General features: G+C 70.5%; 22 protein-coding genes and 1 pseudogene. 17 read left to right on the plus strand and 6 right to left on the minus strand.

The genetic code is table 11. The annotated features are described in order from the left end of the window. Positions 1–8: 8 nt before the first annotated feature. Positions 9–1,292, minus strand: coding sequence for a serine/threonine protein kinase (locus ACWEF6_RS06715; protein ID WP_449682002.1), 1,284 nt, complete (start codon positions 1,290–1,292; stop codon positions 9–11). A 128-nt stretch (positions 1,293–1,420) separates the two neighbouring features. On the opposite strand from ACWEF6_RS06715, the gene ACWEF6_RS06720 reads away from it, so the two are divergent. From ACWEF6_RS06720 to ACWEF6_RS06745, 6 genes are all read left to right on the plus strand, one after another. Next, a complete protein-coding gene (locus ACWEF6_RS06720) occupies positions 1,421–2,200 on the plus strand; it encodes a hypothetical protein (RefSeq protein ID WP_449682003.1) in 780 nt (259 codons plus the stop codon). A gap of 4 nt (positions 2,201–2,204) precedes the next feature. Beyond that, positions 2,205–2,525: a hypothetical protein gene (locus ACWEF6_RS06725; RefSeq protein WP_449682004.1), complete on the plus strand. Its 321-nt coding sequence runs from the start codon at positions 2,205–2,207 to the stop codon at positions 2,523–2,525. Further along, positions 2,509–3,837 carry a hypothetical protein gene (locus tag ACWEF6_RS06730; protein WP_449682005.1) on the plus strand — a complete coding sequence of 443 codons (1,329 nt, stop codon included), beginning with the start codon at positions 2,509–2,511 and terminating at the stop codon, positions 3,835–3,837. Before ACWEF6_RS06725 ends, ACWEF6_RS06730 begins: the two co-directional genes overlap by 17 nt. Before the next feature lie 128 nt (positions 3,838–3,965). Then, entirely contained in the window at positions 3,966–4,925 is a 960-nt protein-coding gene (locus tag ACWEF6_RS06735) for an AAA family ATPase (protein ID WP_449682006.1), read from the plus strand. A gap of 3 nt (positions 4,926–4,928) precedes the next feature. Then, positions 4,929–6,065, plus strand: coding sequence for a DUF58 domain-containing protein (locus tag ACWEF6_RS06740; RefSeq protein WP_449682007.1), 1,137 nt, complete (start codon positions 4,929–4,931; stop codon positions 6,063–6,065). Continuing rightward, positions 6,065–8,191, plus strand: a complete 2,127-nt coding sequence (locus tag ACWEF6_RS06745) for a DUF3488 and transglutaminase-like domain-containing protein (RefSeq protein WP_449682008.1) — start codon at positions 6,065–6,067, stop codon at positions 8,189–8,191. Before ACWEF6_RS06740 ends, ACWEF6_RS06745 begins: the two co-directional genes overlap by 1 nt. A 37-nt stretch (positions 8,192–8,228) precedes the next feature. Here the strand turns inward: ACWEF6_RS06745 and ACWEF6_RS06750 are convergent, their stop codons facing one another. Beyond that, complete coding sequence (locus ACWEF6_RS06750; protein ID WP_449682009.1) at positions 8,229–9,134, minus strand: LysR family transcriptional regulator; 906 nt, start codon at positions 9,132–9,134, stop codon at positions 8,229–8,231. Between the two features lie 88 nt (positions 9,135–9,222). Between ACWEF6_RS06750 and ACWEF6_RS06755 the strand changes: the two genes are divergently transcribed. Then, positions 9,223–10,311 carry a tartrate dehydrogenase gene (locus ACWEF6_RS06755; RefSeq protein ID WP_449682010.1) on the plus strand — a complete coding sequence of 363 codons (1,089 nt, stop codon included), beginning with the start codon at positions 9,223–9,225 and terminating at the stop codon, positions 10,309–10,311. A 163-nt stretch (positions 10,312–10,474) separates the two neighbouring features. Here ACWEF6_RS06755 and ACWEF6_RS06760 read toward each other — a convergent pair whose 3' ends face one another. Further along, positions 10,475–11,176, minus strand: coding sequence for a GntR family transcriptional regulator (locus ACWEF6_RS06760; protein WP_449682011.1), 702 nt, complete (start codon positions 11,174–11,176; stop codon positions 10,475–10,477). 95 nt (positions 11,177–11,271) lie between these two features. On the opposite strand from ACWEF6_RS06760, the gene ACWEF6_RS06765 reads away from it, so the two are divergent. The 7 genes from ACWEF6_RS06765 to ACWEF6_RS06795 all read left to right on the plus strand — a co-directional run bounded on the left by ACWEF6_RS06765 (position 11,272) and on the right by ACWEF6_RS06795 (position 17,656). Beyond that, a complete protein-coding gene (locus tag ACWEF6_RS06765) occupies positions 11,272–12,540 on the plus strand; it encodes an MFS transporter (protein WP_449682012.1) in 1,269 nt (422 codons plus the stop codon). After that, entirely contained in the window at positions 12,537–13,475 is a 939-nt protein-coding gene (locus ACWEF6_RS06770; RefSeq protein WP_449682013.1) for a phosphoglycerate dehydrogenase, read from the plus strand. Before ACWEF6_RS06765 ends, ACWEF6_RS06770 begins: the two co-directional genes overlap by 4 nt. Before the next feature lie 5 nt (positions 13,476–13,480). Further along, entirely contained in the window at positions 13,481–14,845 is a 1,365-nt protein-coding gene (locus tag ACWEF6_RS06775; RefSeq protein ID WP_449682014.1) for an acyclic terpene utilization AtuA family protein, read from the plus strand. Further along, a complete protein-coding gene (locus ACWEF6_RS06780; protein WP_449682015.1) occupies positions 14,838–15,176 on the plus strand; it encodes a DUF4387 domain-containing protein in 339 nt (112 codons plus the stop codon). Before ACWEF6_RS06775 ends, ACWEF6_RS06780 begins: the two co-directional genes overlap by 8 nt. Further along, a complete protein-coding gene (locus ACWEF6_RS06785) occupies positions 15,173–15,979 on the plus strand; it encodes an alpha/beta hydrolase (RefSeq protein WP_449682016.1) in 807 nt (268 codons plus the stop codon). The genes ACWEF6_RS06780 and ACWEF6_RS06785 overlap by 4 nt, the downstream gene beginning before the upstream one ends. Positions 15,980–16,219: 240 nt before the next feature. Next, entirely contained in the window at positions 16,220–16,945 is a 726-nt protein-coding gene (locus ACWEF6_RS06790; protein ID WP_449682017.1) for a DUF2637 domain-containing protein, read from the plus strand. 237 nt (positions 16,946–17,182) lie between these two features. Continuing rightward, the gene (locus tag ACWEF6_RS06795) at positions 17,183–17,656 is read left to right on the plus strand and encodes a DUF2637 domain-containing protein (RefSeq protein WP_449682018.1); all 474 of its coding nucleotides are present in this window, start codon (positions 17,183–17,185) and stop codon (positions 17,654–17,656) included. A gap of 416 nt (positions 17,657–18,072) precedes the next feature. Here the strand turns inward: ACWEF6_RS06795 and ACWEF6_RS06800 are convergent, their stop codons facing one another. Then, the gene (locus tag ACWEF6_RS06800) at positions 18,073–21,378 is read right to left on the minus strand and encodes an AAA family ATPase (RefSeq protein ID WP_449682019.1); all 3,306 of its coding nucleotides are present in this window, start codon (positions 21,376–21,378) and stop codon (positions 18,073–18,075) included. A 145-nt stretch (positions 21,379–21,523) separates the two neighbouring features. Here ACWEF6_RS06800 and ACWEF6_RS06805 point away from each other — a divergent pair, with 145 nt between their 5' ends. After that, positions 21,524–21,835, plus strand: a complete 312-nt coding sequence (locus tag ACWEF6_RS06805) for a hypothetical protein (protein WP_449682020.1) — start codon at positions 21,524–21,526, stop codon at positions 21,833–21,835. A gap of 213 nt (positions 21,836–22,048) precedes the next feature. Here the strand turns inward: ACWEF6_RS06805 and ACWEF6_RS06810 are convergent, their stop codons facing one another. Both ACWEF6_RS06810 and ACWEF6_RS06815 read right to left on the minus strand, forming a co-directional pair. After that, a complete protein-coding gene (locus ACWEF6_RS06810) occupies positions 22,049–22,444 on the minus strand; it encodes a hypothetical protein (protein WP_449682021.1) in 396 nt (131 codons plus the stop codon). Positions 22,445–23,423: 979 nt separating this feature from the next. Then, positions 23,424–23,825, minus strand: coding sequence for a hypothetical protein (locus ACWEF6_RS06815; RefSeq protein WP_449682022.1), 402 nt, complete (start codon positions 23,823–23,825; stop codon positions 23,424–23,426). 60 nt (positions 23,826–23,885) lie between these two features. Here ACWEF6_RS06815 and ACWEF6_RS06820 point away from each other — a divergent pair, with 60 nt between their 5' ends. Further along, positions 23,886–25,544: a caspase family protein gene (locus ACWEF6_RS06820; RefSeq protein WP_449682023.1), complete on the plus strand. Its 1,659-nt coding sequence runs from the start codon at positions 23,886–23,888 to the stop codon at positions 25,542–25,544. Continuing rightward, a pseudogene (locus ACWEF6_RS06825) lies at positions 25,505–25,849 on the plus strand (transposase); the annotation flags it as partial. The gene ACWEF6_RS06820 and the pseudogene ACWEF6_RS06825, both read left to right, overlap by 40 nt. Between the last annotated feature and the right edge of the window lie 199 nt (positions 25,850–26,048).

Raw genomic sequence — 26,048 nt, forward strand, 5'->3', positions numbered from 1 at the left:
CCCGGCGCCTACTGCTTGCAGCGGGCGTCGCGGATTCCCTGCGGTACACTTTGGACGGTGGCTTGACCGTCGGTGCCCTGGACGACGAAGCAGTACTTCAGCGACGGCTCCACCGCCACGCGGTGACTCGTCTCGCGCCGCACGTACTCGGTGTGGTTCGGCCGGCCCTCCGGGGCGATGACGACCGCGTACTCGAGGCCGGGCGTGCTGCTGCGCCAGCTGAGGTCCACATAGGTGTCGTGGTCGGCGGGCGTCGCGAGGTCGACCTGCGCGGCCGCCGGCGGCGGCGCCGTCGTGGGCGCCGGAGCCGGGGGCACACTCAGTTCTTCGGGCCGGTTCGTCAAGGCGACCACGGCGAGGACGGCGAGCGCGGCCGCGCCGGCGACGGCCGCGACGGTCAGCACGGTGCGGCGCTTCCGGGGCGTGGCGGTCGCGGGGCCGTACTCGACCACCAGCTCGCCGGGCGGGTGGGGGAGCGCGGCTCCGCTCGGGGTGGGGTCCCCGGAGCCGGTCAGCTCGCCGAGCCGGGTGACGACCAGAGCGGCGTCGATCGGCCGCGCATCGGGATTTCCGTCGAGCAGCGAGGAAACGAGCCGAGCCAGGCCGGCGGGGAGGTCGGGCCGGGCCGGCGGGACGACGTCGCCGCCGAGGACCCGGAGGGTCACCGCGTCCGCGGGCTCTCCGGGCTGCCGCTCGTGCGGCGGCCGTCCCGACAGCGCGAGGTACAGCACGGCGCCGAGGCCGTGGAGATCGGTGCGTTCGTCGAGGGTTCCGTCGCGCACGGTTTCGGGCGCCAGGTATTCGACATCGCGTTCGAGGTCGCGGGGGAACGCTCGGCGCAGAGCCACGCCGAAGTCGGCCAGCACCGGGGCGCCGGTCTGCCGGAAGAGCACGTTGCCCGGGGTGACACCGCCGTGGACGAGCCCGGCCTGGTGGGCCTCGGCGAGCGCCGAGGCGAGGGCTTCGCCGAGGGCCAGGGTGTCGGCGATCGACAGCGGCCCGAACGCGGCGACCAGTTCCGGCAGCGACTGCGCGCAGAGTTCCATCCGGATGCCCCAGCGACCGTCGGCGAGTTCCCGGACCTCGTCCGGCACGAGCACGGTGCCGAGTTCGCGCAATCCGGCGAGCACACCCAGTTCCTTGTCGAATTCGCCGCGAGTCCGGCGATCCGGCTTTCCCGGGTACACCTTGAGGGCGAACGCCTCCCCGGTCCCGCCGTGCATCCCCGCCAGCACCTGCGCGACGGGGCCGTGGCCCAGTGGCACCAGTTCGCCGTGTTCCGCGTCCACCATGGTCCCATTCTAGGAATACTTCCCGCTGCCGCGCGAATGTATCGCGGGTGTATTCGTCCTGGACCCCCGTGGGCGATTGTTGCGGAGGTGGCGGCGACCGGTCGCCGGGTGACCAGCGAGGTGAGGGAATGAAGCGGAATCTCAAGCGGGCGGCCGTTTACGGGGTGGCGGGCCTGGCCACCGCGGCGATCGGGGCGTCGGCGGCGAACGCGATCGCCGCCGACGGCCCGGAAAACCCCGATGCGAAGCCTGCCCAGGCCGCACCTCAGGCGGCGCCGGTCCCGCAGCACACCCCGCCTCCCGCCGCCGCAGCTCCGCAGGCCGGGGCGGTCCGGCCGCAGCACACGGTCGACGGGCCGGCGAAGCCGCAGCACGTGGTGCCGCAGGCGGCGGCGCACCGTCCGGCGGTTGCGGCGGCGCGGCCGGTCCTGCCGAAGAAGGTGCCCGCCAAACACGCCAAGGCGGCTCCGCGGACGCATTCGTCGGCGGTCCAGAAGAAGGTCGACGCCTCGACCACGCGGTACGTCGTGCGGGCCGCGGTCCAGACCGCCGCGAAGCCGGAGAGCCGTCAGGTCGTGGCCGGCACGACCCATCAGGCGCTCGACGAAGCCGTCAAGGCCGTCGGCGTCGCGCACCAGGCCGTCCGGGACGCGGAAAAGACGTACGCGGAGGCGGGCCACGCACTGACCAAGGCCAAGGAGACGCTCGGCAAGACCAAAGCGGACCTCCGGAAAGTCCGCGACGGCCTCGAGACCAAGAAGGGGCCGTGCGACGACGAGCCCGTGAAGCGGACGCACAACAAGCACGGCAAGGTGGTCTCGAAGACCGCGTCCGTCTCCTCGGGCGGCGTGTCGTCGACGTCGACCGCGACGTCGACCAACGGCACCGTCTCGGCGGACGCGTGGTGACACCGTGACCGCGCCTGGCTACGTCGTGATCCCGGACCACGTGTGGTTCGGGCAGAAAGCGCCTGTCCCGGAGCGGGAAAGCAGCGAGGAACCGACCGAGACGTATTACCTGCCACCGCTCGAGCCGAGGCCGCCGCTCAGCCTCGGCGCGGTGACGGGAATAGGGGGTGTGTCGGGCTCACTGGCGTTCGGCGTCGCCGCCGGCGTGCTCGCCACGTCGCCCCTCGGTCTGGTCATCGGTATCGCCGCGGGCGTTTTCGGTGGCCTGATGGGCAGTTCGCTGGCGGAGGAGCTGCACGATCGGTCCCGTGCGGAGCGGGAATAGCAGCGGACGAGGGGAGAGGGTGTCGATGTCGGAGAGCAGGGCAATGAGGGGTGTGGTGGCGGCCGGTCTCGGGGTGGGGGCGGCCGCGCTGTTCGGAGTGCTGGGAGCACAGTCCGCGCAAGCCGCGGCGGCTCCGGAGCCGCCGCGGCCGAGTACGCCCGCGGAGATCGCGAAGCAGGACGCCGCGGACAAGCGGACTGCCCGGAAGCCGAAGGTGAACTCGCCCGCGGAGGACCGGAAGCAGGACGCGGACGACAAACGGAGGGCTGCTGACTCCCCGAGCACGCAGAAACAACGTGCGGAGGGCCGGAAGAGGGCGGAGCAGCAGGACTCCGAGTCGAGGAAGGCGGCCGAGCAGAAGGCCAACTCGCCCGCGGAGGACCGTAAGCAGGACGCGGAGGACAAGCGCACCGCCGCCGACGCCGGGTCTCCGGAGCGGAAGCGAGAACGCGCGAAGGGCAAGCAGGCCGAAGCCGATCGGCGCGAGCAGGACAGGAAGGACGCCGATGCGAGGAAGGCCGCGCCCGCAGCCGACCCGATCCGGGCCTGCGGAGGCTGGCCATCGGACGTGACCCCGGGAAGCGAAACCTCGGTGCAGTGCGGAAACGCCGTGTACGAAAACCCCAAGCCGGTCAGCGACATCGCCCATGGCGCTCTCGAGGCGTGGAGTTACGCGCCGGTCGTGGGACCGGTGGCCGGCGGCGCCAACGCGGTCCTGTATGGAGCCGAAGGGGACTGGGAGGACGCCGCAGGGCACATCCCGGTCGCCGGCAAAGGGGGGAGAGCCGGGAAACCGGTCGTCCGAGCGGCCGGCAACGCGGCGTCATCGGCCCGGCGAACCCGCTCGGCCACCCCGTCCAGGACGAGGTCCGACCCCCCTCTGACGGCCCGCCCGACGGAAGCGGCCGAGGTGCCGACGGGGAGACCGAAGGTCAATCTCCGGCGCACCGTGATCGACGGCACCCAGCACCCGGAGTCCGCCCAGCACATCATCGACAACCTCAAGCCCAACGCGAAGGGGAAGTACTCGTACGACGCAACGGTGAACCGGCCGGGAACGAAAGATCGCCGCAGGAAGTCGCTGCGTGGCGTCCCCCGCGCGCCGGGCAAGCACCGCGACGAGTGGCCCCAGGCGGTGTTCGAGGAAGGCGGTGAGGGGGCGAGCGTCCGGCACCTCACTCCCGCGGACAACCAGGGTTCGGGTGCCGCGCTGGGCAACCACCTGCGTGGCAACAAAGCGGGTGACTACCGGATCGAAGACGGCACCAGGATCCGCGTCTTCGTCAGGCCGCCCACGGTACCCCCGAACTGACCGGGCCACCCGGGCAACGCCTGGGGTGTTCCGGCCGCGAGCCGCCGGGACCGGTCCCCGCGGCTCGCGGTTACGGTCGGCCGGATCAGAAGGAGGCTGACGGGTGCGGTTCGGCGAGGTGGGCAACCATGGGTGAGTCGGCGGCCGGGGAGGCCTACGCCCTGATCGCGCGGAACATCCAGGGGGTGATCCGCGGCAAGCCGGACGTGGTCCGGCTCGCCGTCGCCGCGTTGTTCGCCGAGGGGCACCTGCTGATCGAGGACGTGCCCGGCCTCGGCAAGACGACGCTCGCGCGATGCCTGGCGCGCAGCATCGGGGGCAGCTGGAGCCGGATCCAGTTCACCCCGGACCTGCTGCCCGGCGACATCACCGGCGTGACCGTCTACCACCAGAAGGACGAGCGCTTCGCCTTCCACCCCGGCGGGGTGTTTTCGAACATCGTCGTGGCCGACGAGATCAACCGCGGTACGCCCAAGACGCAGTCCGCGCTGCTGGAGGTGATGTCCGAGCGCAGGGTCACCGTCGACGCCGTTTCCCACGACGTCCCGCGGCCCTTCCTCGTCATCGCCACCCAGAACCCGATCGAAATGGAGGGCACCTACCGGCTGCCGGAGGCCCAGCTCGACCGGTTCCTGATGCGCCTGTCCGTCGGGTACCCGGACGTCGACGCCGAGGTCATGGTGATCATGAGCGACTGCGCCGGCGTGTCCCCCGACGACCTCCCGGCCGTGGTCGACGTCCCGATGCTGCTCGACGCCATCGCCGAGGTGCGCGCTTCGCACCTCGACCGGGCGGTCGTCGAGTACGCCGCACGCCTCGCCGGGGCGACCCGCGAACACGCGGCGGTGCGGTTCGGCGTGAGCCCGCGCGGGAGCATCGCGCTGGTGCGCGCCGCCCAGGCCATGGCCGCCACCGAAGGCCGCGGGTTCGTCACGCCGGACGACCTCAAGGATGTGGCCGTGCCGGTCTTCGCCCACCGGCTGGTGCTCACCGCCGAGGCCGAGCTCGGCCGGCTCGCCGCCGCCGACGTCGTGGCCGAGGTCCTGGCCACGACGCCGGCTCCGGCGATGAACCACGCGGGCCGCTGACCCGTGCGGCCGACCCCGCGCGGTGTCGCCGTCCTCGTGGTGTCCGTGGTGCTGGTCGCCGCGGGCGAGTGGGCGGGGTACCCGCTGCTGCGCGTGCTCGGCGCGATCGGCTTCGGCGCCGTGCCGGCGGCCCTCGCCGTCACCGCCCGCGGCCCGCGGGTGGCGGTGTCCCGGGTCGTCTACCCCGACCGGGTCGAGCGAGGCCGTCCGGCCTTGGCGAAGCTGCGGGTCCGCAATGTCGCCGGCCGGCCTCAGCCCGGCTTGTCCGCATGGGACCACGCCGGCGGGCGGACCCGGACGGTCCACGTGCAGGCACTGGCCGAGGGGGCGGAAGCGACGTACCGGTACGAGCTTCCGACCGGGACCCGCGGGCTGATGACCGTCGGGCCGCTGACGCTGCAGCGCGCCGATCCCTTCGGGCTCGCCCGCAACCGGCATCCGGCGGGCGAGACCGTCGCGCTGTGGGTGCACCCGCGCACGTACCCGGCGCGCGCCCTGATCGGCGGCTTCCCCCGGCACCACCACGACGGCGCCACCACCGACGACTCGTTGCGGGGCTCACTCGACCTGCGTGACGTCCGCGAGTACCAGCCCGGTGACGAAATCCGGCACCTGCACTGGAAAGCGACCGCCCGGACCGGCCGGATGATGGTCCGCGACTACGCCGACCCGCAGCAGCCGCGCTTCACCCTCCTGCTCGACACCCGCGGCGACGTGCTGCCGCCGGCCGGTTTCGAGGAAGCCGTCGATCTCGCGGCTTCCCTGCTCGCTGCGTCCGCCAAGGCCGGGCACCACAGCAGGCTGGTCACCTCGGGCGGCGTCGACCTCGCGACCTCGGGCGGCCCGCTCGCGGTCAGGCACCTGCTCGACGAGCTGTGCCAGGTACGCCAGGACTCCGGCGCCGAGCAGGCGCTCGTACCGGGCGGGTTGTCCGCCGTCCGGCATCAGGGTGGCTGCTTGACCGTGGTGACGGCGGATGCGGGCGGGCTCGGTGGCCTGGCCGGTCTGCGGGCGCGGTATTCGTCGTTCTTCGTCCTGGCTCTGGGGTCCGCCGGTGTCCCGCCGGTGGTCCCGGGCGCGCGCGTGCTCGGCGCCGACAGCGCCGCGAACGCCGTGCGCCGGTGGAACGAGGTGGTGTGATGCCCGGCCGGTCCAGCGTGCTGTGCGTGGTGCTCGCGGCTGTCGTCGCGGGCTCGTTCTTCGTGCCGGTGTTCGGGGTGGCGGCGTTGCTCGCGCCGCTTCTGGTACCCGCGGTGGTGCTGGTCGGTGTCGACCGGCTGTGCGCGCGTACCGAGGTGCTCGCCGCGTGGCGTCCGCTGCTGCTCCTGGTGGCCGGGCTGCTCGCGGTCGTCGAGACCGTGCTCTTTCCGACGACGGCAGCCGGGCTGCCGACCGGCGAGACGGTGTCCGCGCTGGTGTCCGGGATCACCGAGTCCTGGCAGCTGACCCTGCAGTCGACCTGGCCCGCGCGGCCGTCGCCGGAGCAGCTGCTGTTCGTCCCGTTGCTGGTCGTGCCGGCCGGGGTGCTCGGGATCGAACTGGTGCTGCGCTTGCGGAAGCCGTTGGTGGCGCTGATCCCGAGTCTCGCGGTGGTCGCCGTGAGCCAGCTTTACGTCGCGCTGGCCGGACTCGCGGCCGTGGCCGCCGGGCTCGGTTACGCGGCGGTCGCGGGAGCGTTGTTCGCGGTGACCCGTCCCGGTGCCGAGGCGCCGGCGAGCCGTGCTCGTGTCGCGCCGGGGGTGCCGGTGGTGCTGCTCGGACACGCCGCGGCGGTCGCGGCGGGACTGCTGCTCCCGGGCCCGGGCCGGGCGTATTCGCTGAAGCAGGACCAGCCGGCGCCGGTGAGCGGACGCGTGGCCGGGCCGTTGGACGACATCGCCAGCCGGCTGGAGCACCCCGGTGTGCCGCTGTTCTCCGTCCGCGGCGACGCGCGTCCCGACCGGTGGCCGCTGGTCGTGCTCGACACCTTCGACGGCGTCAACTGGACCCCGGGCAGCCACTACCGGCGGCTCGGGACGGAGCTGCCGCCGAGCGCGTCGGTGAGCGTGCCCTCGCGGCAGCGGACGGCGACCATCCGGCTCGACGGTCTCGGCGGGCCGTGGCTGCCCAGCCAGACCTGGCCGGCCGCCGTCAGCGGAGCCGAGCCGCTGATCGAGGAGGCACAGGGCTCGCTGTGGCTGCCGCACCCCACCGGCGAGTACCGGCTGAGCTGGTGGGAACCGCAGGTCCCGGCCGCCGACCTCGCGGCCGCCGCGATCGACCAGCGGGCGGCGGGCGGGCTCGGCGCGATCGGGGAGGTCCCCGCGGACGTCGAGACGATGGCCCGCGCGGTCGTCGGCGGCCTGAGCCCGAGTTTCCGGGCGGCGCTCGCGCTCGAGCGGTTCCTCCGCGAGGGCTACCGCACCGCCGCCGGGCCGGACCTGCCGAGCGGCCACGCCTGGCCCCAGCTGCGGAAGTTCCTGTTCGAGACCCGGCGGGGAACCAGCGAGCAGTTCGCGGCGGCGTACGTCACGCTCGCCCGGATCGTCGGCATCCCGGCCCGCCTGGTCGTCGGCTTCCGCGGCCCGGCCGCCGGCGGCGGCACCGTCCGCAACGGTGACGTCATGGCGTGGCCCGAGGTGGCGGTCGCCGGCGTTGGCTGGGTGCCACTGGATCCGACCGGAGCCACCGGCGCCGGTGGGCCCACCGGTCTTTCCGGCGCCACCGCGCAGGCCCGGGCCCAGCTGCCTCCGCCGACCCAGCTGCGCGACGCCCCGGTCGCACCGGCCAAGGGCCCCGGCGGCACGGGTGACGCGGACACCGGTGATCGGTCGTTCCCGGTGTTCTGGATCCTCGCCGGACCGGCAGCGCTGTTGCCGGCCGGGCTCATGGGAGTTCCGATGGCCAAGTTCGTCCGGGCCCGGCGACGACGGCGCAGGCCGGGCGCGGCCGCGGTGCTCGGCGCCTGGCTCGAGGTCCGCGACCGCCTCCGCGACCACAGCATCCCGTGGACGGCCGGGATGACGGCCCGCGACCTGGCGGCGGCCGCCCACGGGATCGGCAGTCCCTCCATAGTGGACGGAATACGCGCACTGGGCATGACGGTGGACCAGGCCCTGTGGTCGGGCAACGACCCCGGAACGCAAGAAGGCCACCAGGCTTGGACCGCGGTCGACACGGTCCGCCGCGGTCTGGCCGGCCGCGGCCTGCGCGTGCGCCTGCGCGCGGCCCTCGACCCCCGCACGCTCGTGACCGGCGTTCAAGCCCGTTCCACCACCATGCGGTGAGCGCCGCGCTTCCGGCCGGTCGCAGAGGGGTTGCCTTTCAAGAAGGGGAAGCGATCCGCTCCGGCAACCGGGCCGCGAGGTGGGTGATCAGCGCGCTGGTCCGCCGCGGCACGTGGACGTCGTCGCCCAGGAGGGCGTAGATGTCGGCGGGCGGGGTCGGCACGCCGGGCAGCACCCGCACCAGGGCGCCGCTGTCCAGGTGCGCTCGGACCTGCCACTCGGAGCGCATGACGATCCCGCGACCCCGCAGCGCCCAGTCGGTCACGATGTCGCCGTCGTTGCTCGACAGGCTGCCGTGCACCCGCACCTGACGCGGCTGTGCGGCCCCGCCGAACCGCCACACCGCGAAGTCGCCCTCGTTCTCCCGCAGCACGATGCAGTCGTGCCCGGCCAGGTCTTCGATCCGTTCGGGCGTCCCGCGATGGTCCAAGTAGGACGGTGCCGCGCACGGCACCCGGCGGTTGCGCGCCAGCCGGCGCATCCGCAGCGTGGAATCCGGCGGCGCGCCGACGTGCACGGCCAGGTCGAACTCGCGCCGGTGCGGCCGCAGCGGCAGCGCCGAGGTGTGGAGCCGGACGCGCACCCGCGGGTGCCGCGCGGTGAACTCGCCGACCAGCGGTGCGACGTGCGCCCGGCCGAGCCCGAGCGTCGCCTGGACCACGATCGAGCCCGTCAGGTCGCCGGAGCCGTGGCTGACCAGGTCGTCGAGCTCGCGCACCTGGTCCAGGATCGCCTCGACGCGTGAGGCGTAGAGCCGGCCTTCGGGCGTCAGCGTCAGCCGCCGCGCGCCGCGGTGCACCAGGCGGACATCGAGACGCTGTTCCAGGGCTTTCAGGCGCTTGCTGACCACCGGCAGCGAGATGTCCAGCTCGCGCGCGGCGGCCGTGAGCGTCTCGCTGACGGCGACCACGTGGAAGAAGGCGAGGTCGTCCAGTCTTTCCATGGCGGAAAGGATAGGTTGCCGCCCGCGACCTTGCCGGGGCGCCCGGCGACCGCCCACAGTGGAGAGACCCGACAACGAGGAGCGTCTCGTGAACCACCGCATCGCGGTCATCCCCGGCGACGGCATCGGGCGCGAGGTCGTCCCGGAAGGCCTGCGCTGCCTGCGCGCCGCGGCCGAAGTCCACGGCTTCGGCCTCGAGATCACCGAGTTCGGCTTCGCCTCCGCCGCGTACTGGCTGGAGCACGGCGAGATGCTGCCGCCGGACTGGCAGGACGTCCTCGCCGGCTTCGACGCGATCTTCTTCGGCGCGGTCGGGTGGCCGGACGTCGTGCCCGACCACGTGTCGCTGTGGGGCAGCCTGCTGAAGTTCCGCCGCGGCTTCGACCAGTACGTCAACCTGCGGCCGGTCCGGCTGCTGCGCGGCGTGCGCGCCCCGCTGCGCGGCCACGGGCCCGGCGACATCGACTTCCTCGTCGTCCGGGAGAACACCGAAGGCGAGTACTCCAGCATCGGCGGTCGCATCTTCGAAGGCACCGAACGCGAGACCGTGCTGCAGGAGACGGTGATGACCCGCGTCGGCGTCGACCGCGTGCTGCGCTACGCCTTCGACCTCGCCGCCACCCGGCCGCGCAAGCAGCTGACCTGGGCGACCAAGAGCAACGGTATCTCGATCTCGATGCCCTACTGGGACGAGCGCGCGGCCGCGATGGCCGCCCGCTACCCGGACGTCGCCGCGGACAAAGACCACATCGACATCCTCGCCGCCAAGTTCGTGCTCAGCCCGGAGAAGTACGACGTCGTCGTGGCCAGCAACCTCTTCGGCGACATCCTTTCCGACCTCGGGCCCGCGTGCACCGGTACGATCGGCATCGCCCCGAGCGCCAACATCAACCCCGAGCGCACCTGGCCGAGCCTGTTCGAGCCGGTCCACGGCTCGGCCCCCGACATCGCCGGGCGCGGGATCGCCAACCCCGTCGGCCAGATCTGGAGCGGCGCGATGATGCTCGACCACCTCGGCGAGCCCGAAGCGGCCGCCCGGGTCGTCGCCGCGATCGAAAGCGTTCTCGACGAACAGCCGGCCGTGCTCACCCCCGACCTCGGCGGCGCGGGAACGACCGAGGGGCTCGGCAAAGCGATCGCCGAGCGGATCGCCGTCGGGAACCGGGTATCGGCGTGAGCGGCTTCGACCCGATCGGCCTGGAGGTCCCCTGGGACCGGCTCGCCGCTGCGCACGCGTCCTCGACGATCATCCGCGAGTCCAATGACTACACGGTCGTCCTGGGGGCCGGGCTGCCGCGTCGGCGACGACCTGACGCTCTTCGTGGACGTCGGGTGCGGCCTCAGGAGCCCGCGAGCAGGTCGGCGAGCCCGCCGCGGGCGTCTTCGAGCACGATCGCCTCGGCCGCCGCCGAGTCGCCGGCGCGCAGGGCCTGCACGAGCCGGCGATGGCCGGCGTAGCGGTCCAGCCCGAACGTTTCGTCCACGCTGGCGCGTTCGAGCACCCGCGCGCGCCGCTCCGGGCGGGAGAACACCCGGGTCTGGTCGAGGAGGCGGACGAGCACCGGGTTGCCGGCGCACGCTTCGACGAGGGCGTTGAAGCGCTGCATGGCGTCGAAGAGCCGGCCGACGTGCTTCCCGACGTCCTGGCCGGACTCGTGGCGCTGCTTGACCAGGATGAGCAGGTCGTCGGCCTCGTCGAGGATCGCGTCGAGCCCGGCCAGCTGCTCGGGTGTCGCGTGCCGCGCGGCGAAGCGGGCCACCATGCCGCGCAGGCCGACCTCGACCTCGGCGAGGTCCTGGACGGCGACGCCGCCGAACATCGCCACCTTGACCGTCCGCGGGCCGGACCGTTCGAGGAGGCCGTCCTGTTCGAGCCGCCGGATGGCTTCGCGCACCGGCGTCGGGCTGACCGACAGCTGCTCGGCGAACCCGCGCTCGGTGACCTTCTGGCCGGGGCGCAGCTCGCCGGTGCTGATCGCGTCCCGGATGGCGCGGTATACGCGGTCGGCCAGCGTGTCGGTGGTCAGTGCTTCACCCAGCATGGGGCCGAGTCTACGGCAAAAGCACTTTGCAACTCTTGACCGTCTTGCTATAGCAAAAGTACGGTGGCGGGCATGGTCAAGGGAAGGGGCCGACGATGACGTTGACCACCCCGCGCGTCCGGACGGGACGCATCACGTTCTTCGTGGCTCTGGCGGTCTTCGCGCAGGAGTCGACGTGGAACCTCTACGACTCGCAGGTCCCGCCGCTGCTGCGCGAGCACGTCGGCAGCGCCGCGCTCATCGGCGCGCTGATGGGCATGGACAACCTGCTCGGCATCTTCATCCAGCCGTGGATGGGCAACCGCTCCGACGGGACCCGGACCGCGTGGGGCCGGCGCATCCCGTACCTGGTCGTCGGCATGCCGGTGGCGGCCGTGCTGTTCGTGGCCATCCCGCACGCCGCGGTCTCGCTGCCGCTGCTGGTCCTGGTCATGTTCAGTTACGCGCTCGTCGCGAATTCGTTCAAACCGATCGCCGAATCCCTGCTCCCGGACTACATCGGCCCCGAGCGGCGCAGCCGCGCCAACGCCGCGGTGAAGATCGCCTCCAGCATCACGGTGATCGTCGCCGCGCTGATCAGCATCTTCCTCATCGACGACTTCCCGAAGCTGTCCTTCGCGATCCCGGCCGTCCTGATGCTGGTGTCGGTGGGCGTGCTCGCCTGGCGGGTGCGCGACAGCAAGTCCCCGGCGTACCAGGCGGCGCTCGAAGAGGACCGCGCCGGGCACACCGGGAACGCGCCCCGCGTGCGGATGCGGGACGTCCTGCTGGACCTCGTGCGCGCCACCGACCGCAGCCGGCTGCTGGTCATCGCGGCGGTGCTCGCGTTCGGCAGCGCGTGGTTCGCGTCGCGCTCGCTCATCACCAACTACGGCATGGAGGCGCTGGGCATGTCCCGCGGCGACGCCGGTGGTCTCACCCTCCCCAGTGGACTCGCGTTCATCGCGGCCGCCTACCCGGTCGCCCTGTTCGCCGAACGCTTCGGCCGCCTGCGGGTGATCCTGATCGGGATGGTCGTGTTCGCGGCGGCGATGGTGCTCGGCACCCTCGTGCGGACACCGGCCGGCACGATCGCCGCGATGTGCGTGGCAGCCGCGGGCGCGTCGGCGTTCATGGTCAACATGGCGGTGGTCCTGTGGAACCTGGCGCCTTCGGCCCGGGTGCTCGGGACCTACACCGGGCTGTACACCGTCGGCTGGGCCGGCGGTGGGTTCCTCGGGCCGGCCCTGGTCGGCGGCATGGTCGACGTGACCGGGTGGCCGTTCCTGCTGCTGGACATCGCGGTCGTCACCGCGGTCGCGGTGCTCCTGGTGGCGCGCGTGGCCCAGCTGCAGCGCCGCCGGACCGACGGGCTGGCCCTGTGAAGCGCGTCCTGATCACCACCGACTACCTGCGTCCCGGCGACGAGGTGGACGTCTACCTGCGCGAGGCCGGGCTGGACACCGTGCACTCGCCGATGACCGGCAAGCGCGACCCCGAACAGCTGGTGGCCGCGCTCGAGGGGATCGACGCGGCGCTGGTGGCCAACGAGCCGCTGACCGCCGGCGTCCTGGCGCGGGCGCCGCGGTTGCGGGTCGTCGTCCGGACGGGCGTGGGGTACGACTCGATCGACGTCGAAGCCGCGGCCCGGCAGGGGATCAGCGTCAGCAACCTGTCCGGCGTCAACGCGAACGCCGTCGCCGAGTACACCTTCGGGCTGCTGCTCGCCGGGGCGCGGCGGCTCGTGCAGTCGGCGTCCGGCGTGGCGCGGGGGGAGTGGCCGCGCGAGGACGGGCACGAGCTGCGCGGGTCGACGCTCGGGCTCATCGGGTACGGCGCGGCGGCGCGGGCGGTGGTGCCGCTGGCCCGCGCGTTCGGGATGACCGTCGTCTGCGCCACCGGGGTGCGGGACCCGGACGTCCGGGTCGTCGAGCTGCCCGAGCTGCTGTCCACTTCGGACTACGTGTCGGTGCACACGGCACTGACCGACTGGACCCGCGGACTGCTGGACGCCTTGGCGTTCAAGCGGATGAAGCCGACCGCTTTCCTGGTCAACACCGCGCGCGGGGCGATCGTCGACGAAGAGGCGCTCGTGGCGGCGGTGCGGTCCGGCGAGATCGCGGGCGCGGCGCTCGACGTCGTCGGCGAAGAGCCGTTGCCGGCGGACAGCCCGCTGCGGGGCGTGGACGGCATCGTCGTCTACTCGCACTTGGCCGGGCAGACCGCCGAAGCGCGCCGGGCCGCCGGCCTGCGCGGAGCCGAAGAACTGGTCGCGGCCTTGGACGGCCGAGCCCGGCACGTGGTGAACGGAGAGAAGTGAGGGACATGGAGAAAGTGCGTGTGCTGGCCCCGAGCGGCATGCTCGGGGCGGGCTGGGACCACGCGACGGTCGAGCGCGGCATCGCCCTGGGCGCCGACGTCATCAGCATCGACGGCGGGTCCACGGACTCGGGTCCGTACTACCTCGGGGCCGCGACGGCCAAGACGACCGCCAAGGCCGTGGCGCGTGATCTGCGCAGCCTGTTCACCGCCGCCGCGGGCGCCGGCATCCCGGTGATCGTGGGCTCGTGCGGGACGAGCGGGACCGACACCGGCGTCGACTGGGTCGCCGGGATCGCCGCGGAGGTGCTCGCGGAGGAGGGCCTGGACCTCAAGGTCGCGAAGATCTACAGCGAGCAGGACGCGGCCGCGCTGAAGGAACACCTCGACGCGGGTCGCGTGCACCCGTTGCCGCCCTTGGGAGAGCTCGACGCGGAAACCCTCGAAAGCTGCACGCACATCGTCGGCGCGATGGGGCACGAGCCGATCGTCGAGGCGCTGCGCGCGGGTGCCCAGGTCGTCCTGGCCGGCCGCGCGACCGACACGGCGGTCGCGGCGGCCTACCCGCTGATGATGGGCATGCCGGCCGGGCCGACGTGGCACGCGGCCAAGATCGTCGAGTGCGGCGGCCAGTGCACCGACAACCCGCGCGCGGGCGGCGTCCTGGCCACCATCGACGCCGACGGCTTCACCATCGAACCCCTCGACCCGGGGGCGGCCTGCACCCCGATCCTGGTGGCCGCGCACATGCTGTACGAGACAGCGGACCCGTTCGAGATGCGCGAACCCGACGGCACGCTCGACGTCCGCGACGCGGTGTACACGGCCGTCGACGACCGCACCGTCCGCGTCACCGGCTCCCGGTTCCACGTCGCCGACCAGTACACGATCAAGCTGGAGGGCGCCCGGATCAGCGGGTACGAGACGATGTCGTTCTCGGCGATCCGCGACCCCCTGGTCCTGGCCGGCATCGACGAGTGGGCGGCGCTGATGCGCACGCTGATCACCCAGCGGGTGAGCGGGACACTGGGCCTGGCCGGCGACGAGTACGCGTTCGACCTCCGGCTGTACGGCCACAACGCGGTACTGGGCGAGCTCGAACCCGAAACCGGGCCGCCGCGCGAGGTCGGCGTGATGCTCCTGGTCAACGCCCCCGACCAGCCGACGGCGACGGCGGTGGCCAAGATCGCCAACCCGCTGATGCTGCACCTGCCGACCCCGGCGATGGACTACCTGCCGAGTTTCGCGTTCCCGTCGTCCCCCGCCGAGGTCGAGCGCGGGGCGGCGTACGAGTTCGTGCTCAACCACGTGGTCGACTGCGCGCCGCCGGACCTGTTCCGGCTCGAGTTCGAGGAGAAAACCCGTGCCTGAAACCGCTTTGGCGGACCTGGCCCACGAAGTCCGGTCGAAGAACGCGGGCCCGTTCTGGGTGACGATGGAGCTGTTCCTGCGCGACGCCGACGGCTACCGGGTGGCGGCGGACGAGACGTTCCTGAACGAGCGCGTGATCGCGGCGCTGTACCGGGTGGACGAAGGGTCGATCCGGATCTTCCGGATCCCGTCGCTGAACGTCGTGAAGATCTCGTTCCCGCGGCCGGTGGGCCAGGGGTCGGTGCGGGACCGGGACATGCACGCGGGCCAGCACCACGTCCCCCTGGCGCGGCTGCTGGTGCCGGCCGGCCGAGGAAACCGCACCCCGTGATCCGCGTCGAAGACCTGCCGCCGGAGCACCCCGGCCGCCGGCTGCTCACCAAGCGCACCCCGTTCTTCGCGGCACCGAACGAGCCGCGCTGCAGTTACTGCGCCTACATCCCGACGAGCTGGACGCCGGAGGCGGAGCTGCCCGTCCTGGTGGCCGTACACGGCACCGGCCGCAGCGTCGGCGAATTGCGGGAGGGGCTCATCCCCTTCGCCGAACAGCACCGGGTCATCGTCGTGACCCCGCTGTTCCCGGTCGGCATCGACGACCCCGACGACGTGCACGACTACAAGGTGGTCGACGCCCACGGGATCCGGTTCGACGTGGTGCTGCTCGACATCTTGGAGCAGGTCCGGGTCCGCTGGAACGCGCGCGTCGAAAAAGTATTGCTGTGCGGACATTCCGGTGGAGGCCAGTTCGCCCACCGTTTCCTGTACCTCCACCCGGACCGAGTAATCGCCGCCGCGGTCGGCGCACCGGGCGGCGTGACCCTGCTCGACGACTCACTCGCTTGGCCGGAGGGCATCGCCGACACCCGGCAGCGGTTCGGAATCACGGTGGACCCGGCCGCGATCGCCCGGATCCCGGTCCTCCTGGTCATCGGAGGCGACGACGACGGCCGAGCCGACTTGGCCGCCATGGGCGATGACGGCCGCAGCCGCCCGGAGCAACTCGACAGCCTGGCGGCAACTCTGACCCGGCACGGCACGGCGGTCCAGCAGATCGTGGTCCCGGGAGTAGGCCACAGCGCCGCGGGAACACGACTGCCGATCATCAGGTTCTTCACCGGCTTGCTGCCCGGATGAGCCAGTTCACGGATGAGAAGACTCTCGACTGGGCGGGCTGACGGCCGGGAAGCTCCGGACACCGCCAGCCAACCGACAGCGGCCCCTGCCCAGGTTCTGCCTGTTCAGGGGCCGTTCTCTGCAGGTGATCGCCAGTGCCCCCGGCGCGATTCACGCAGCAACCTCACGGGGTCAAAGGTGCCGTGAGCTGCAGATTTGTGGTTCGGTCGAGATCGAGCGGCGCCGTCGCGGCGGTGCTTCATGACGCCGTCGAAGGGTACGAGGGCCTCATGGTCGTTGGGTGTGCAGTGCGTCTGCACCGGCGTCGTGGCAGTGCTGGCGGCCTACGCGTCCTACCGACACGGTCGCGAGTTCGCGCTCCGCTTCGGTGCAGATGGGTCGACTGCGTCGATTTGGCCGTTGATCGTTGACGGGCTGTTGACGACGGCGACGGTTGAGCTGTGGAGGCCGAGCCATGGTGGTGGTCGTTGGGCTGCGTGGGTGGCGTTTGGGTTCGGGATCTCATTGTCGTTGTGCGCGAACATCGGGTCGGTTCCGAGGTTGACGGTGTTCGCGGTCGTCATCGCGGCTTGTCCTCCGCTGGCTCTTTTGCTTGCTGTGGAGCTGCTGAACCGGGCGTTGAAGCGCCACCGTGCTGATGGTCGGACCTTGCGGCCGAGGGAGGTGGATGCCGACGGTGGAGTTCCTGAACGCGAGGTGGTGCAATTGTGCTCCGTCGAGGACGACGTTGAGCCGGTGTCGGATCTCGAGGTGTCTGCAGAACAGCGGATGTGGGCGTTCTACGTCGAGGAGCAAGCTGCAGGACGTAGTCCGACCGGGGCGGATCTCGATCGCGTCGCTGGCACGAACAACTATGGTCGTCGCGTTCTCCGGCGCTGGCGAACTGCTGGCCGATGCGCTGAGGGTGGTTGCGGCCTTGATGCCCCGCCTCAGGTTCGCCAGGAGGTGCTGCAACCCGCTGGTTAAGAGTGGTGATCTTGAGGTTTCGGACGGTGTCTAGTGATGCCGGGCAGTGTCGTCTTCCTCGGTCGTCGGGTGGTGACGATGTCGGCCTGTGTCGAGGTCTGTCGTCGCGTCCGTGCACTCTCGGGCTCGCAAGTGTCGGTCCGTGTCGCCTGGTTCAAGCTTCTCGTCAGCGCTACTTGATCGGTCGGGCGGTCACGTTCGGAAGGCCGCCGAGAGCGCGAGCAAGGAGGGGCGGTCATGAAGCGGCTTGGGGGCTGGCTGGCTCAAGACCTTGCTCTGTCAGTTCAGTGCGCCTGCACCGGGTTGGTCGCACTCGGCGCGGCGTACGCCTCGTACCGCCACGGACGTGAGTTTGCACTCCGCTTCGGCGCGGACACGGTGACGGCGTCGATCTGGCCACTCCTGGTTGACGGTCTGCTGACGATCGCGACGGTCGAGCTGTGGAAGAGCCACCGCGATGACAGCGAGTCGGGCCGGTGGGTGGCGTGGCTGGCGTTCGCGTTCGGTATCTGTCTGTCGCTGGTGGCGAACGTCGGTTCGGCGCCGGTCTTGAGCCTGTTACAGGTCACGGTCGCTGCGTGTCCGCCGCTGGTCTTGCTGCTGGCGGTCGAGTTGTTGAACAGGGCGTTGAAGCGGCGGTCTCGCGAGACCGGCTCCGAGACCAGTCCCACCGACGAAGATCTGCGAGCAGGATTCCCGACACGTGGTTGAGGACGAGACTGCAGAAGTGGTCCGCCTTGTATCGCCCTCGAGTTCGGTTGCCGAGACCGGTGAGCAAACTGCGGAGCAGCGAATGTGGGAGTACTACGTCAGCGAGCGCGCTCGTGAACGCACCCCCGACCGGCGCGGAGTTGGACCGGGCGGGTCGGCGCACACACTAGGGTCGTCGAATTCTTCGAAAGTGGCGGTCCCAGGAGCATTGCAGCATGGTCTCCGACAGCCCGTTCCGTCAGTGCTACTCGACGCGACGAGTTGAACCGGTTATCGCACGTCACGAGGACGAATTTTCTCAACTTTGATCAGCGCAGCTGTGAGGAGGCGATCTGCTGTGCAAGCTTGTCATCGGACTCAGAGTGCGTCAGGCACCCAGCGCGGCCGCAGAAGACCGAATCGGCGGTTCTGGTCGACTAGTGGCGCAACTCGGACGGGCCGGCCGGCAGGAGCCCGGCCGCGGACCGCACCTCAAGGGAATCGACGAGGCGGCCCAGCTTGGCGAGCAGTCCGGCTTCCAGTGCCATGACCGAGCGGAGTTCGTTGACGTAGACGCCGGTGCGGGTGGCTCCGAGGTCGCGATAGATCCCGGCGGCCAGGCGAACCGCTCGCAGCGCGTCGTCCTGCTCGAGCCCCGCCACCTTTCGCACCCAGCCGAAAGCCTGCAGTACCGTCGCGGTCTGCGGGGCTTTGAATACCGCCGGATCGCGGGCGTCGAGCTGCTTGAGCGCGGAACGGGTTGCGTCGAGGGCTTCGGCTTGACGGCCGACGTCCGCTAGCCGGAGGCCGAGTGCGGCCAGGGACGATGCGAGCTCGCGGCTGTGCTTGTCCGGGTCCGAGGCGGCGAGGCGGGCGAAGAGCTCGGACCCGCGTTGTGCGTTGGTCAATGCTTCGCCGTGCCTGTTGACGTCGCTGAGACGGCTGCTCAGGCTGGCGAGCGAGCGAGCCAGCTCGGCCTGGCGCTCGGCCAGTGCGAACGTCGTTTCCCGCAGGTTGGGTGCCATTTCCGGGGTGAGGCCTGTGATCGCGGTGGCCAGTCGGTGCGCTCGGAACAGGCGGATCCATAGGTTCTCCGTGGCATCGCTGATGCCGGGGGCGTTCTCGGTGAAGATCGCGTCGACGGCGAGTTGGAGTCGCCGGCGCACCGAGACTGGGGCTTCCGCCGCCGGACTGTCTTCGTCCGTCCGGCCGGTCCGGAGAACGACACCCGCGGTGCGCAGGGTCGCGTACAGTTCCAGCTCGTGGCGGGTGAGCGCCTTGTCCGTGAGGATCGACCGCAGCTCGACCGCTCGCTCCGCCGCGGCGAGGGCCTGATCCGGCCGTCCGGAGCGCGCGAGGTTGATCGCGTGGCTGTGCATCGAGGCCGCGTGGCGGACGTCGTAACGGTCGTGGTGCTCCTCGGCGAGCCTGCCGGAGAGCGAAACCGCGTGCCCGCTGGTGCGCTGGGCGTATTCCCGGTAGCCGAGGTGGGAAAGGTTGTTGGCCAAGCCGAGCAGGGAAGTCACCAGCTCGGACTCGAAGCCTGCCGGGTATCGGCCGGCGAGCACCCAGTTCGCCTGCATGGCTGAGGTCGCCTCCTCGGCGCCGCGCCCGGGTGCGCCCTGGTCGAGTGCGCAGAAGGCGCTGTCGTTCCGCACGGCCGCGAGTTCGGCCTCGTATTTCGACGGCTCTGCTGCGCGAAGCTGCTCGTAGAGCTGGCCGGCTTCGCGAAGTGCGGCGGTCGCCTCGGCGAGCATGGTGCTCTGGCCGAAGAGCTTGCCGAGGTTGTGCAGGGACGCGGCGAGCCGGGGCTGGTGGCTCCCGGTCCGCTGCTCCACCCCGCGGTGGAGGTTGACGGCCTCACAGGCAGCGGACAGCGCCTTCCGGGTCTCGCCCATCGCGCTGAGATCGATGGCCAAGTTGTCCAGCGAATCGGTGAGCAGTGCTTCGTACCGCAGCGGGTGCCGGGCGCACAGGCGGCGGCGCAGGAGGACCGCTTGTTCGGTCGCCTCCTGCGCCGCACGCCGTCGACCCAGGCCCGCCAAGTGGGAGCCGTGGTAGTGGAGAGCCTCGGCGAGCGGTTCCTCGTAGCGGCGGGGTTGGCCCGCAGCGAGCTCTTGCAGCAGCTGGACCGCGGTGGCCGACTCGTCCAGAGCGGCCTGGAACAGGCTCGCGTTCCCGAGCCGGCGGCCTAGCGCGGTGCGAAGCCGTGCTTGTTCAGCCGGCGAGACGGCGGTTTTGAGCCGGTGGCGGGTCAGCCGCTGGGCTATCCGGGCCGCCACCGAGTCGAACTCGACGTCCTTTTCCGGCAGCTGCGGCTCGAGCGCCGCGAGCAGATCGAGGTCCGCGACCTCCGCGACCGCGAGCAGAGTCTGGCCGCCGAGCGAGAGCAACTCGCCGGAGATCTCACGCAGCCGTTCGTTGAGGTAGCGCCGGACGTGTGCCCATCGCTTCGCGGTCTCGGCCATCGCCGACACGACTCGTCGCCGGTGCACCGCGAACTCGGCGGAGGCGAGGGCCTGGCCAGCCATGTCCGGCAGCCAGTAGTCGCTGAACGGATCGGCCGAGCCGGCGGCCAGGCCCCTGGCGACGAAGTCTTCACCCAGCCAGTCCGGCGCCAGTGGTTCCAGCACCGTGCCGTCGTCGGCGGGCGGGTAACAGGCACGGTGGTCGTCGAGAACCTGCCGCGCCGTGAAGTCGTCCGGGGCCAACCCGCTCGCGCGGACCAGCCGGACACCTTCGGCCCGGTGGACCGGACCGCAGACCGTGGCGAGAAACGTCGTCCGCGTCATCCGGCTGGACGAGGATTCGATTCGGCCGTTCTCGGACATCGCGGCCCAGTGGTCGCGTTCCCGGTCGAGCAGGTACTCCGAGAGGTGCCCCGGGTCGGTCGGCGGCCGGCGGTGCCGTGCCAGCGCGTCGACGGCGGCCAGAGCCGACATGTGGATCTTCAGCACCGATTCGTAATGCGGGTCACTGATCCGGCCTGCCGGGACGGCGCCAGCGGGGTCGATTTCGTAGATTCGCGCGAAGCTGTCTCGGGCGGCGTGGAACAACTGCTGCCGCTGGCCGGTATCGGCGGCCAGCGGCTCGAGCCGCATCGTGTCGACGACGGCGTCGAGTTTTGTGAGAGGACTGCGCAGGTCACCCCACCACGACGTGGCTGTACGCGCCAGTAACAAAACCCGGCACATCCCCGGACCGGTGATTCCGGCATCGGAGAGCAGAGCGAGAAGGCCGGTTCTCCGCCACCGTTCGGCGTAGTCGACGATAATCAGCTTGCCGACGCCCCGTGTCGCTTCCAGAACGACGGGGGTGGTGCGAGTGCGGCCCTGGGTTGCGGAAAGAACGCTCCAGTTCCGCGCTCGGATGATCGACGCGAACTCATCGGCCAGCCGAGTCTTTCCGGTTCCACCGGGCCCGTGCACGAGCAGCACACTCAGCCGCTCGGGGGAGTGCAGCCAATGCTGCAGGCGCAGCAGTTCCTCGCGGCGTCCGGCGAAACGGACGACCTGGTTCCGCGCGAGCAGCAACCGGCTCGGCTGGCCCCGCATCTTCCCGGCATCGACCTTGTCTTCGTGCGGGAACGGCTGGAGCTCGAACGGTGGTCCGTCCTGGTGCACGGAGATGTGCTGGTCGCCGTCTCGGACGGCGAACACCTGGTGGCCGTAGTTGAGCTGCCCGGAAAACGGGGCATTCTCCCGTCCTTCGGATTGGCCGTCGCTCCCACCCTCGCTGCGCACCTGCCAGATCTCCTCGCGAACCGGGCCGCGAAGCGGAAGTCTTCTGTCGCATTCCGGAATTGCCTGGTCTGCGGCTTGGCGGCACGGTGGAGTCTACCGTCAGGGTCACCGGCGGTATCGTGTGGACGCAGGGCACAATGGTCCGATGTGGAAACCGAAGATCAGGACCGCCAGTTCGGCAGCAGCGACTGTGGTTCTCGCGGCGCTGTCGTCCGCCTTGATCAACGAACTGCACGGCGGATGGATCTGGTGGCTGCTTACGGGAATCGTCGTGATCATTTCTGCGGCATTGGCAATCTCGACGGCGATGCGGGGGAACCAGGACGGTGCGTCGGGGGCGACCGGTCCGTCACAGGTCAACATTGCGTCCGGCAGTCAGTTCGTCGTGCAGAACGGCAACCAAGTCGTGCACGGATCGGCACCTGCCGGGCCCGCCGGCGAGACCATGCCTCATTGACCGCGAGAGTCGTCAGGCCCCGGCGAGAACACCGGGAACTCCCGAGGTCGCTCCATCGACCACGTTTCGAGTTCGTGCTGGACGCTGCTTGTCAACAGCAGCACGATCGGCCTGGTCAGGTCCACGTTGGACAGCACGTCGTGCACGAGCAGCGACGCGTGGCGGAGGCGGAGGCCGAATACCGGTCCGTGAGCGGCGTCAGGCGACATGAAGCTACCCGAAGTATTGGGGCACCAGAACCGATGCCCCGTTGCGATTGGGCATGACGGCGAGCGGACCGATCGCTCCGAGGATCATGCCGTTGTCGATGGCGACGAGGATCGGGCCGTCGACGCGGCGTCCACGCCAGCGCCGGCACAAGAACTCATGCCCGGTTTCAGGTGTCTGCCTGGCCAGCTGGTCGAAGCTGTCCTGAATGGGTGGTCGGCAAGCGGCGAGCTCACGGATCCCATCGACAGCGTCAGATGTGTCATCCGGGGCGAACGTCTTGAGCAGGAACCAGGCTTCGCAGGTGAAGGTCGCGTGGCCGAACGAGGCTTTGACGGTGAAGGTCGCGCCAAAGCATGGTCGCGACTTGCCACTACACGCCACGCGGTGTCCCGAAGGCATAGATTTCGAGACACCCTTACGCCCCGCCGTCTGGCCGGTCCGTAGTCCTCGTGACCATGGTTTCTACCCGGCGGATCGCCAGCCCGCCTCCTGCCGGAGCTGACTTCGTCTCGGTCGCCTGATTCAGGCTGCATCGCCGCTGACTGGCCTTTCAAGTGCGAGGGCCACCGTCTACTTGTCGTCGCAGAGTGCGGGGTGAACGCAGCTGAGGTGGGTGGCCTGCTGACCTGCATCATGAGCACCTTGGCGGCTGTTCCCTGTGCCCGCCGGTTAGGCGAGGGTATGCGGCTTCACGAGTTCGTTGTTCGCGGCGATGGCGGTGACCACGTCGGCATCGCGCATCGCCTGGGTGGGGTGGCTCCTGTTGCTGAAGTCCTTCGAGCCGCCCTCGGCGGCGCAGTAGGAGTCCGGTCGGTGAATAAGGTGTCGAGCGCACCGAGTGCCCACGCGTCGAGGTTTTCGCGGGTGGCCGCGTTGCGGACGTCATTGAGGTCGGCGCCAGCGGCTTCGGCGTCGACCAGCAGCCGCAGTGCGATGTCGTTTGACGACGTTCCAGTCGCCGCGGTGGCATCGGCATCGACATCGGCGCAGCGGGCGGGGAAGCCGCTGCCACAGTTGGTGACGCCGGTGCTGCTCGCGTGCCGGCATGCACCAGCTCACTTGGTAGGCCCGCAGATCGTAAAGGGAACCATCGGCGCCATCGAGAGCTTTACCGCGCGAGCGTCGAAATTTGACAAAAAGTGGACACAAGTGGGATGCGGCCAGCCGTACGATGCGCTCCACCGTCCCCAGATGCACGACGACCAGCATTTCGACCCGAGCGGGGGCTTCGCGTCGTCGACGACGTCAGGCGGATCGAGCAGCCGGTCGACGTCGCCGTACGTCTACCCGGTGCCCTCGTCGTTATCGCCCAGCTCGCTGGTGCGGTTGTCGACCAGGATGATCCGCCTCGAACATGCGGTGGACCGGCCGGGAGGGATCAAGAATCGGACGCGTGCGGAATCTCTGGAAGGCGCTGGTCATCTGAGTCCGCGAAGAACGCGTCGATGACTTCGCGATTGTCGCGGGTTGTCGCGCCGGTGATTTCCAGCGTGCGGTCCCCGTCTCGCACGACGATCTTCCTCTTGGCCGAACGCTTCACCCAGTCGCGGAGAAACGCGGCCACTTGGAGGAGAACCCGGGATCCCGCCAGAGCGACGACGATCTCCGTGATACTCGCCGGGTCCGCTTTCGCGCCTGCCGGCCGAGCCGGATCGACCGAGAACTCAGCACCGGCGATGTCCAGGCTGAGCAGTTCCTCGCGCAGGTTGCGGTAGAGATTGTCGCGCTCGAAGGGATCGTCGTCGCACACTTCCACGGAAATCTTCTGCACGAGCGTCACGGTATCGTCTCCACGGAGACCGGGGCCAGCCTATGATGCCGGGCGATGCCCGGATCGAGAATGGCCCTGCTGATCGCCACCGACAGCTATGCCGACCTGACCTTCAGTGAGCTTCGTGCGCCACGCCGCGACGTCGCCGAGTTGCGCGACGTTCTCGCGGACCCCGACATCGGTGGATTCGTCGTTCAGACCCGGGAAAATCCCGTGGTCAGGGACCTGAGGGTGGACCTGGAACGGTTCTTCTCCGGCGCGGGCCGGGAAGATCTGCTGCTGGTGTACTTCTCCGGCCACGGAATCAAGGACGAAACCGGCGACCTGCACCTGGCCGTTGCCGACACCGAGCGGGCCTTGCTCGAATCGACCGGTGTCTCGGCCGCCTTCGTCCGTCGTCTGATCGACCGCAGTCCGGCCCGGAAAGTCGTCCTCTGGCTGGACTGCTGTTACGGCGGGGCGTTTCCCGCCGGAACCACCCGGAAGTCGGCCGAGCGCGTGGACGTGATCGACCAGCTGACCGCCCGCTCCGGGCGCGGCTGCGCGGTGATGACGGCCTCCACGCACCTGGGCTACGCCTACGAGTCGAACGTCGGACGCGGAGCGGGAAGCCCGGGGCCGCCGTCGATCTTCACCCGCATGATTGTCGACGGGCTGCGGACCGGAGAGGCCGACTTGAACGGTGACGGCGTGATCGACGCCGCGGAGCTCTACGGCTACGTCTTCGATCGCGTCCGGGAAGCCACCCCCGACCAGACTCCGACGCGCAATGACCAGCTCGCGGGAGAGGTCTACATCGCGCGCAACCCGACCGGTCTCGCCCCCGGCACGCCGCGGACGATCCGGCGGGACCTGCTCAGCGTGGACCGGCTCGCCCGGCTCGGGGCGGTGGCGGAACTGGAACGTCTCGCCGCCCGGGGAGCAGTGGCGGAACAGGACATCGCGATCGAGACGCTTCGCCGGCTCGCGGATCGCCGGGCGCAAGCAGCGGCGGAAGACGACCAGCTCAGGCAGGCCGCGCAGGAGGCACTCGACCGGCTTCGCCCTTCGGTGGACACCGCCCGCGATCCCGTCGAGGATCTGCCGACCACGCGGATCGCAGGTTCCGAAGGACGACGCAGGCGCGTGCTGGCCTTCGGAGGAGCGGGACTTCTCGTTGCCGTCGCCGTGGCCGTGCCGTTGTTCGTGAAGTTCAAGCCGGACACGCGTGGTGCCGCCTCGACGAGCTCGACATCGGCTCGACCAGCCACGACGTCGAGCGCGGCGGCCGCTCACATCGGCTCGCACCTGCTGTACGCGGCGGGGGACGAGTTCACCTACCCGTATCGATGGGTGCCCCTTGAGATCCCGGCGCGGGTCAACGGCGACGACGTGACCGCGGCCAGAGCGTGGTGGAACGTGAGCAGGCAGATCAAGTCGATCCACACTGAACTCCGAGTGCAGTCCGACGGCAGTTCCCTGGCACCTCGGTACGTCGTAGGCGGGATGCTCAGCTCGAACACAAATTGCGGTGACATCCACGTCGAAGTCCGAGCCCGGGGCGCAAAGGTGGGGAAAGACCTCGACGACGTCGGCGTTCCGCAGCTCGAGTTGCCGGGCTCGTTGCCCGCGGTCGGCCCCGAGGACACGATCGTCATCGACGCCACCGTCAGGCAAAGGTTCGACACGGGCGACACGTGTGCCGGTGACCTGCGGTGGGACATGATCAGTCTCAAGGTCGTCACGTGATGGGAGACCGATGGAGCTCGGCGGACAAGGGCTACTCCAGCCGCGCCATCCGCACCTACCTGCGCCGACGCCGCATCCCGGCGACCATCCCCGAACGCCGAGACCAACGAGCCAACCGGCAGCCCCGCGGTCGAGCCGGTGGCCGACCACCAGCCTTCGATCGCGTCGCCTACCGGCGCCGCAACATCGTCGAACGCTGCTTCAACCGACTCAAGCAATTCCGCGCCATCGCCACCCGCTTCGACAAGACCGCCACCTCATACCGAGGGCTGATCGACCTAGCCACCCTGCTCCTCTGGCTTTGACGACACGCCCTAGGGTGCTGACCGGGCGACGTGGTGCTGTGCGCTGACCCAGGACTCGGTGAGCTGACTCCATCGCGCGATCAGCAAGGCCGTTCCGACGTGTAGCGGTCAGGTCGACATGGCGGTCACGGCGTAACTGTGTCCGGCGGCGAATCGATCGATGGGGCCGGACGATGTCCTTGGCAGGTAGTGCTTCCGG

This window comes from Amycolatopsis sp. NPDC004772 (assembly GCF_053601215.1).

Coding starts and splice junctions, on each gene's coding strand:
- ACWEF6_RS06805 (WP_449682020.1), top strand. CDS start 21,524: ATGTGGAAACCGAAGATCAGGACCGCCAGTTCGGCAGCAGCGACTGTG.
- ACWEF6_RS06715 (WP_449682002.1), bottom strand. CDS start 1,292: ATGGTGGACGCGGAACACGGCGAACTGGTGCCACTGGGCCACGGCCCC.
- ACWEF6_RS06775 (WP_449682014.1), top strand. CDS start 13,481: ATGGAGAAAGTGCGTGTGCTGGCCCCGAGCGGCATGCTCGGGGCGGGC.
- ACWEF6_RS06820 (WP_449682023.1), top strand. CDS start 23,886: ATGGCCCTGCTGATCGCCACCGACAGCTATGCCGACCTGACCTTCAGT.
- ACWEF6_RS06735 (WP_449682006.1), top strand. CDS start 3,966: ATGGGTGAGTCGGCGGCCGGGGAGGCCTACGCCCTGATCGCGCGGAAC.
- ACWEF6_RS06720 (WP_449682003.1), top strand. CDS start 1,421: ATGAAGCGGAATCTCAAGCGGGCGGCCGTTTACGGGGTGGCGGGCCTG.
- ACWEF6_RS06760 (WP_449682011.1), bottom strand. CDS start 11,176: ATGCTGGGTGAAGCACTGACCACCGACACGCTGGCCGACCGCGTATAC.
- ACWEF6_RS06765 (WP_449682012.1), top strand. CDS start 11,272: ATGACGTTGACCACCCCGCGCGTCCGGACGGGACGCATCACGTTCTTC.
- ACWEF6_RS06795 (WP_449682018.1), top strand. CDS start 17,183: ATGAAGCGGCTTGGGGGCTGGCTGGCTCAAGACCTTGCTCTGTCAGTT.
- ACWEF6_RS06745 (WP_449682008.1), top strand. CDS start 6,065: ATGCCCGGCCGGTCCAGCGTGCTGTGCGTGGTGCTCGCGGCTGTCGTC.
- ACWEF6_RS06750 (WP_449682009.1), bottom strand. CDS start 9,134: ATGGAAAGACTGGACGACCTCGCCTTCTTCCACGTGGTCGCCGTCAGC.
- ACWEF6_RS06790 (WP_449682017.1), top strand. CDS start 16,220: ATGACGCCGTCGAAGGGTACGAGGGCCTCATGGTCGTTGGGTGTGCAG.
- ACWEF6_RS06810 (WP_449682021.1), bottom strand. CDS start 22,444: ATGCCTTCGGGACACCGCGTGGCGTGTAGTGGCAAGTCGCGACCATGC.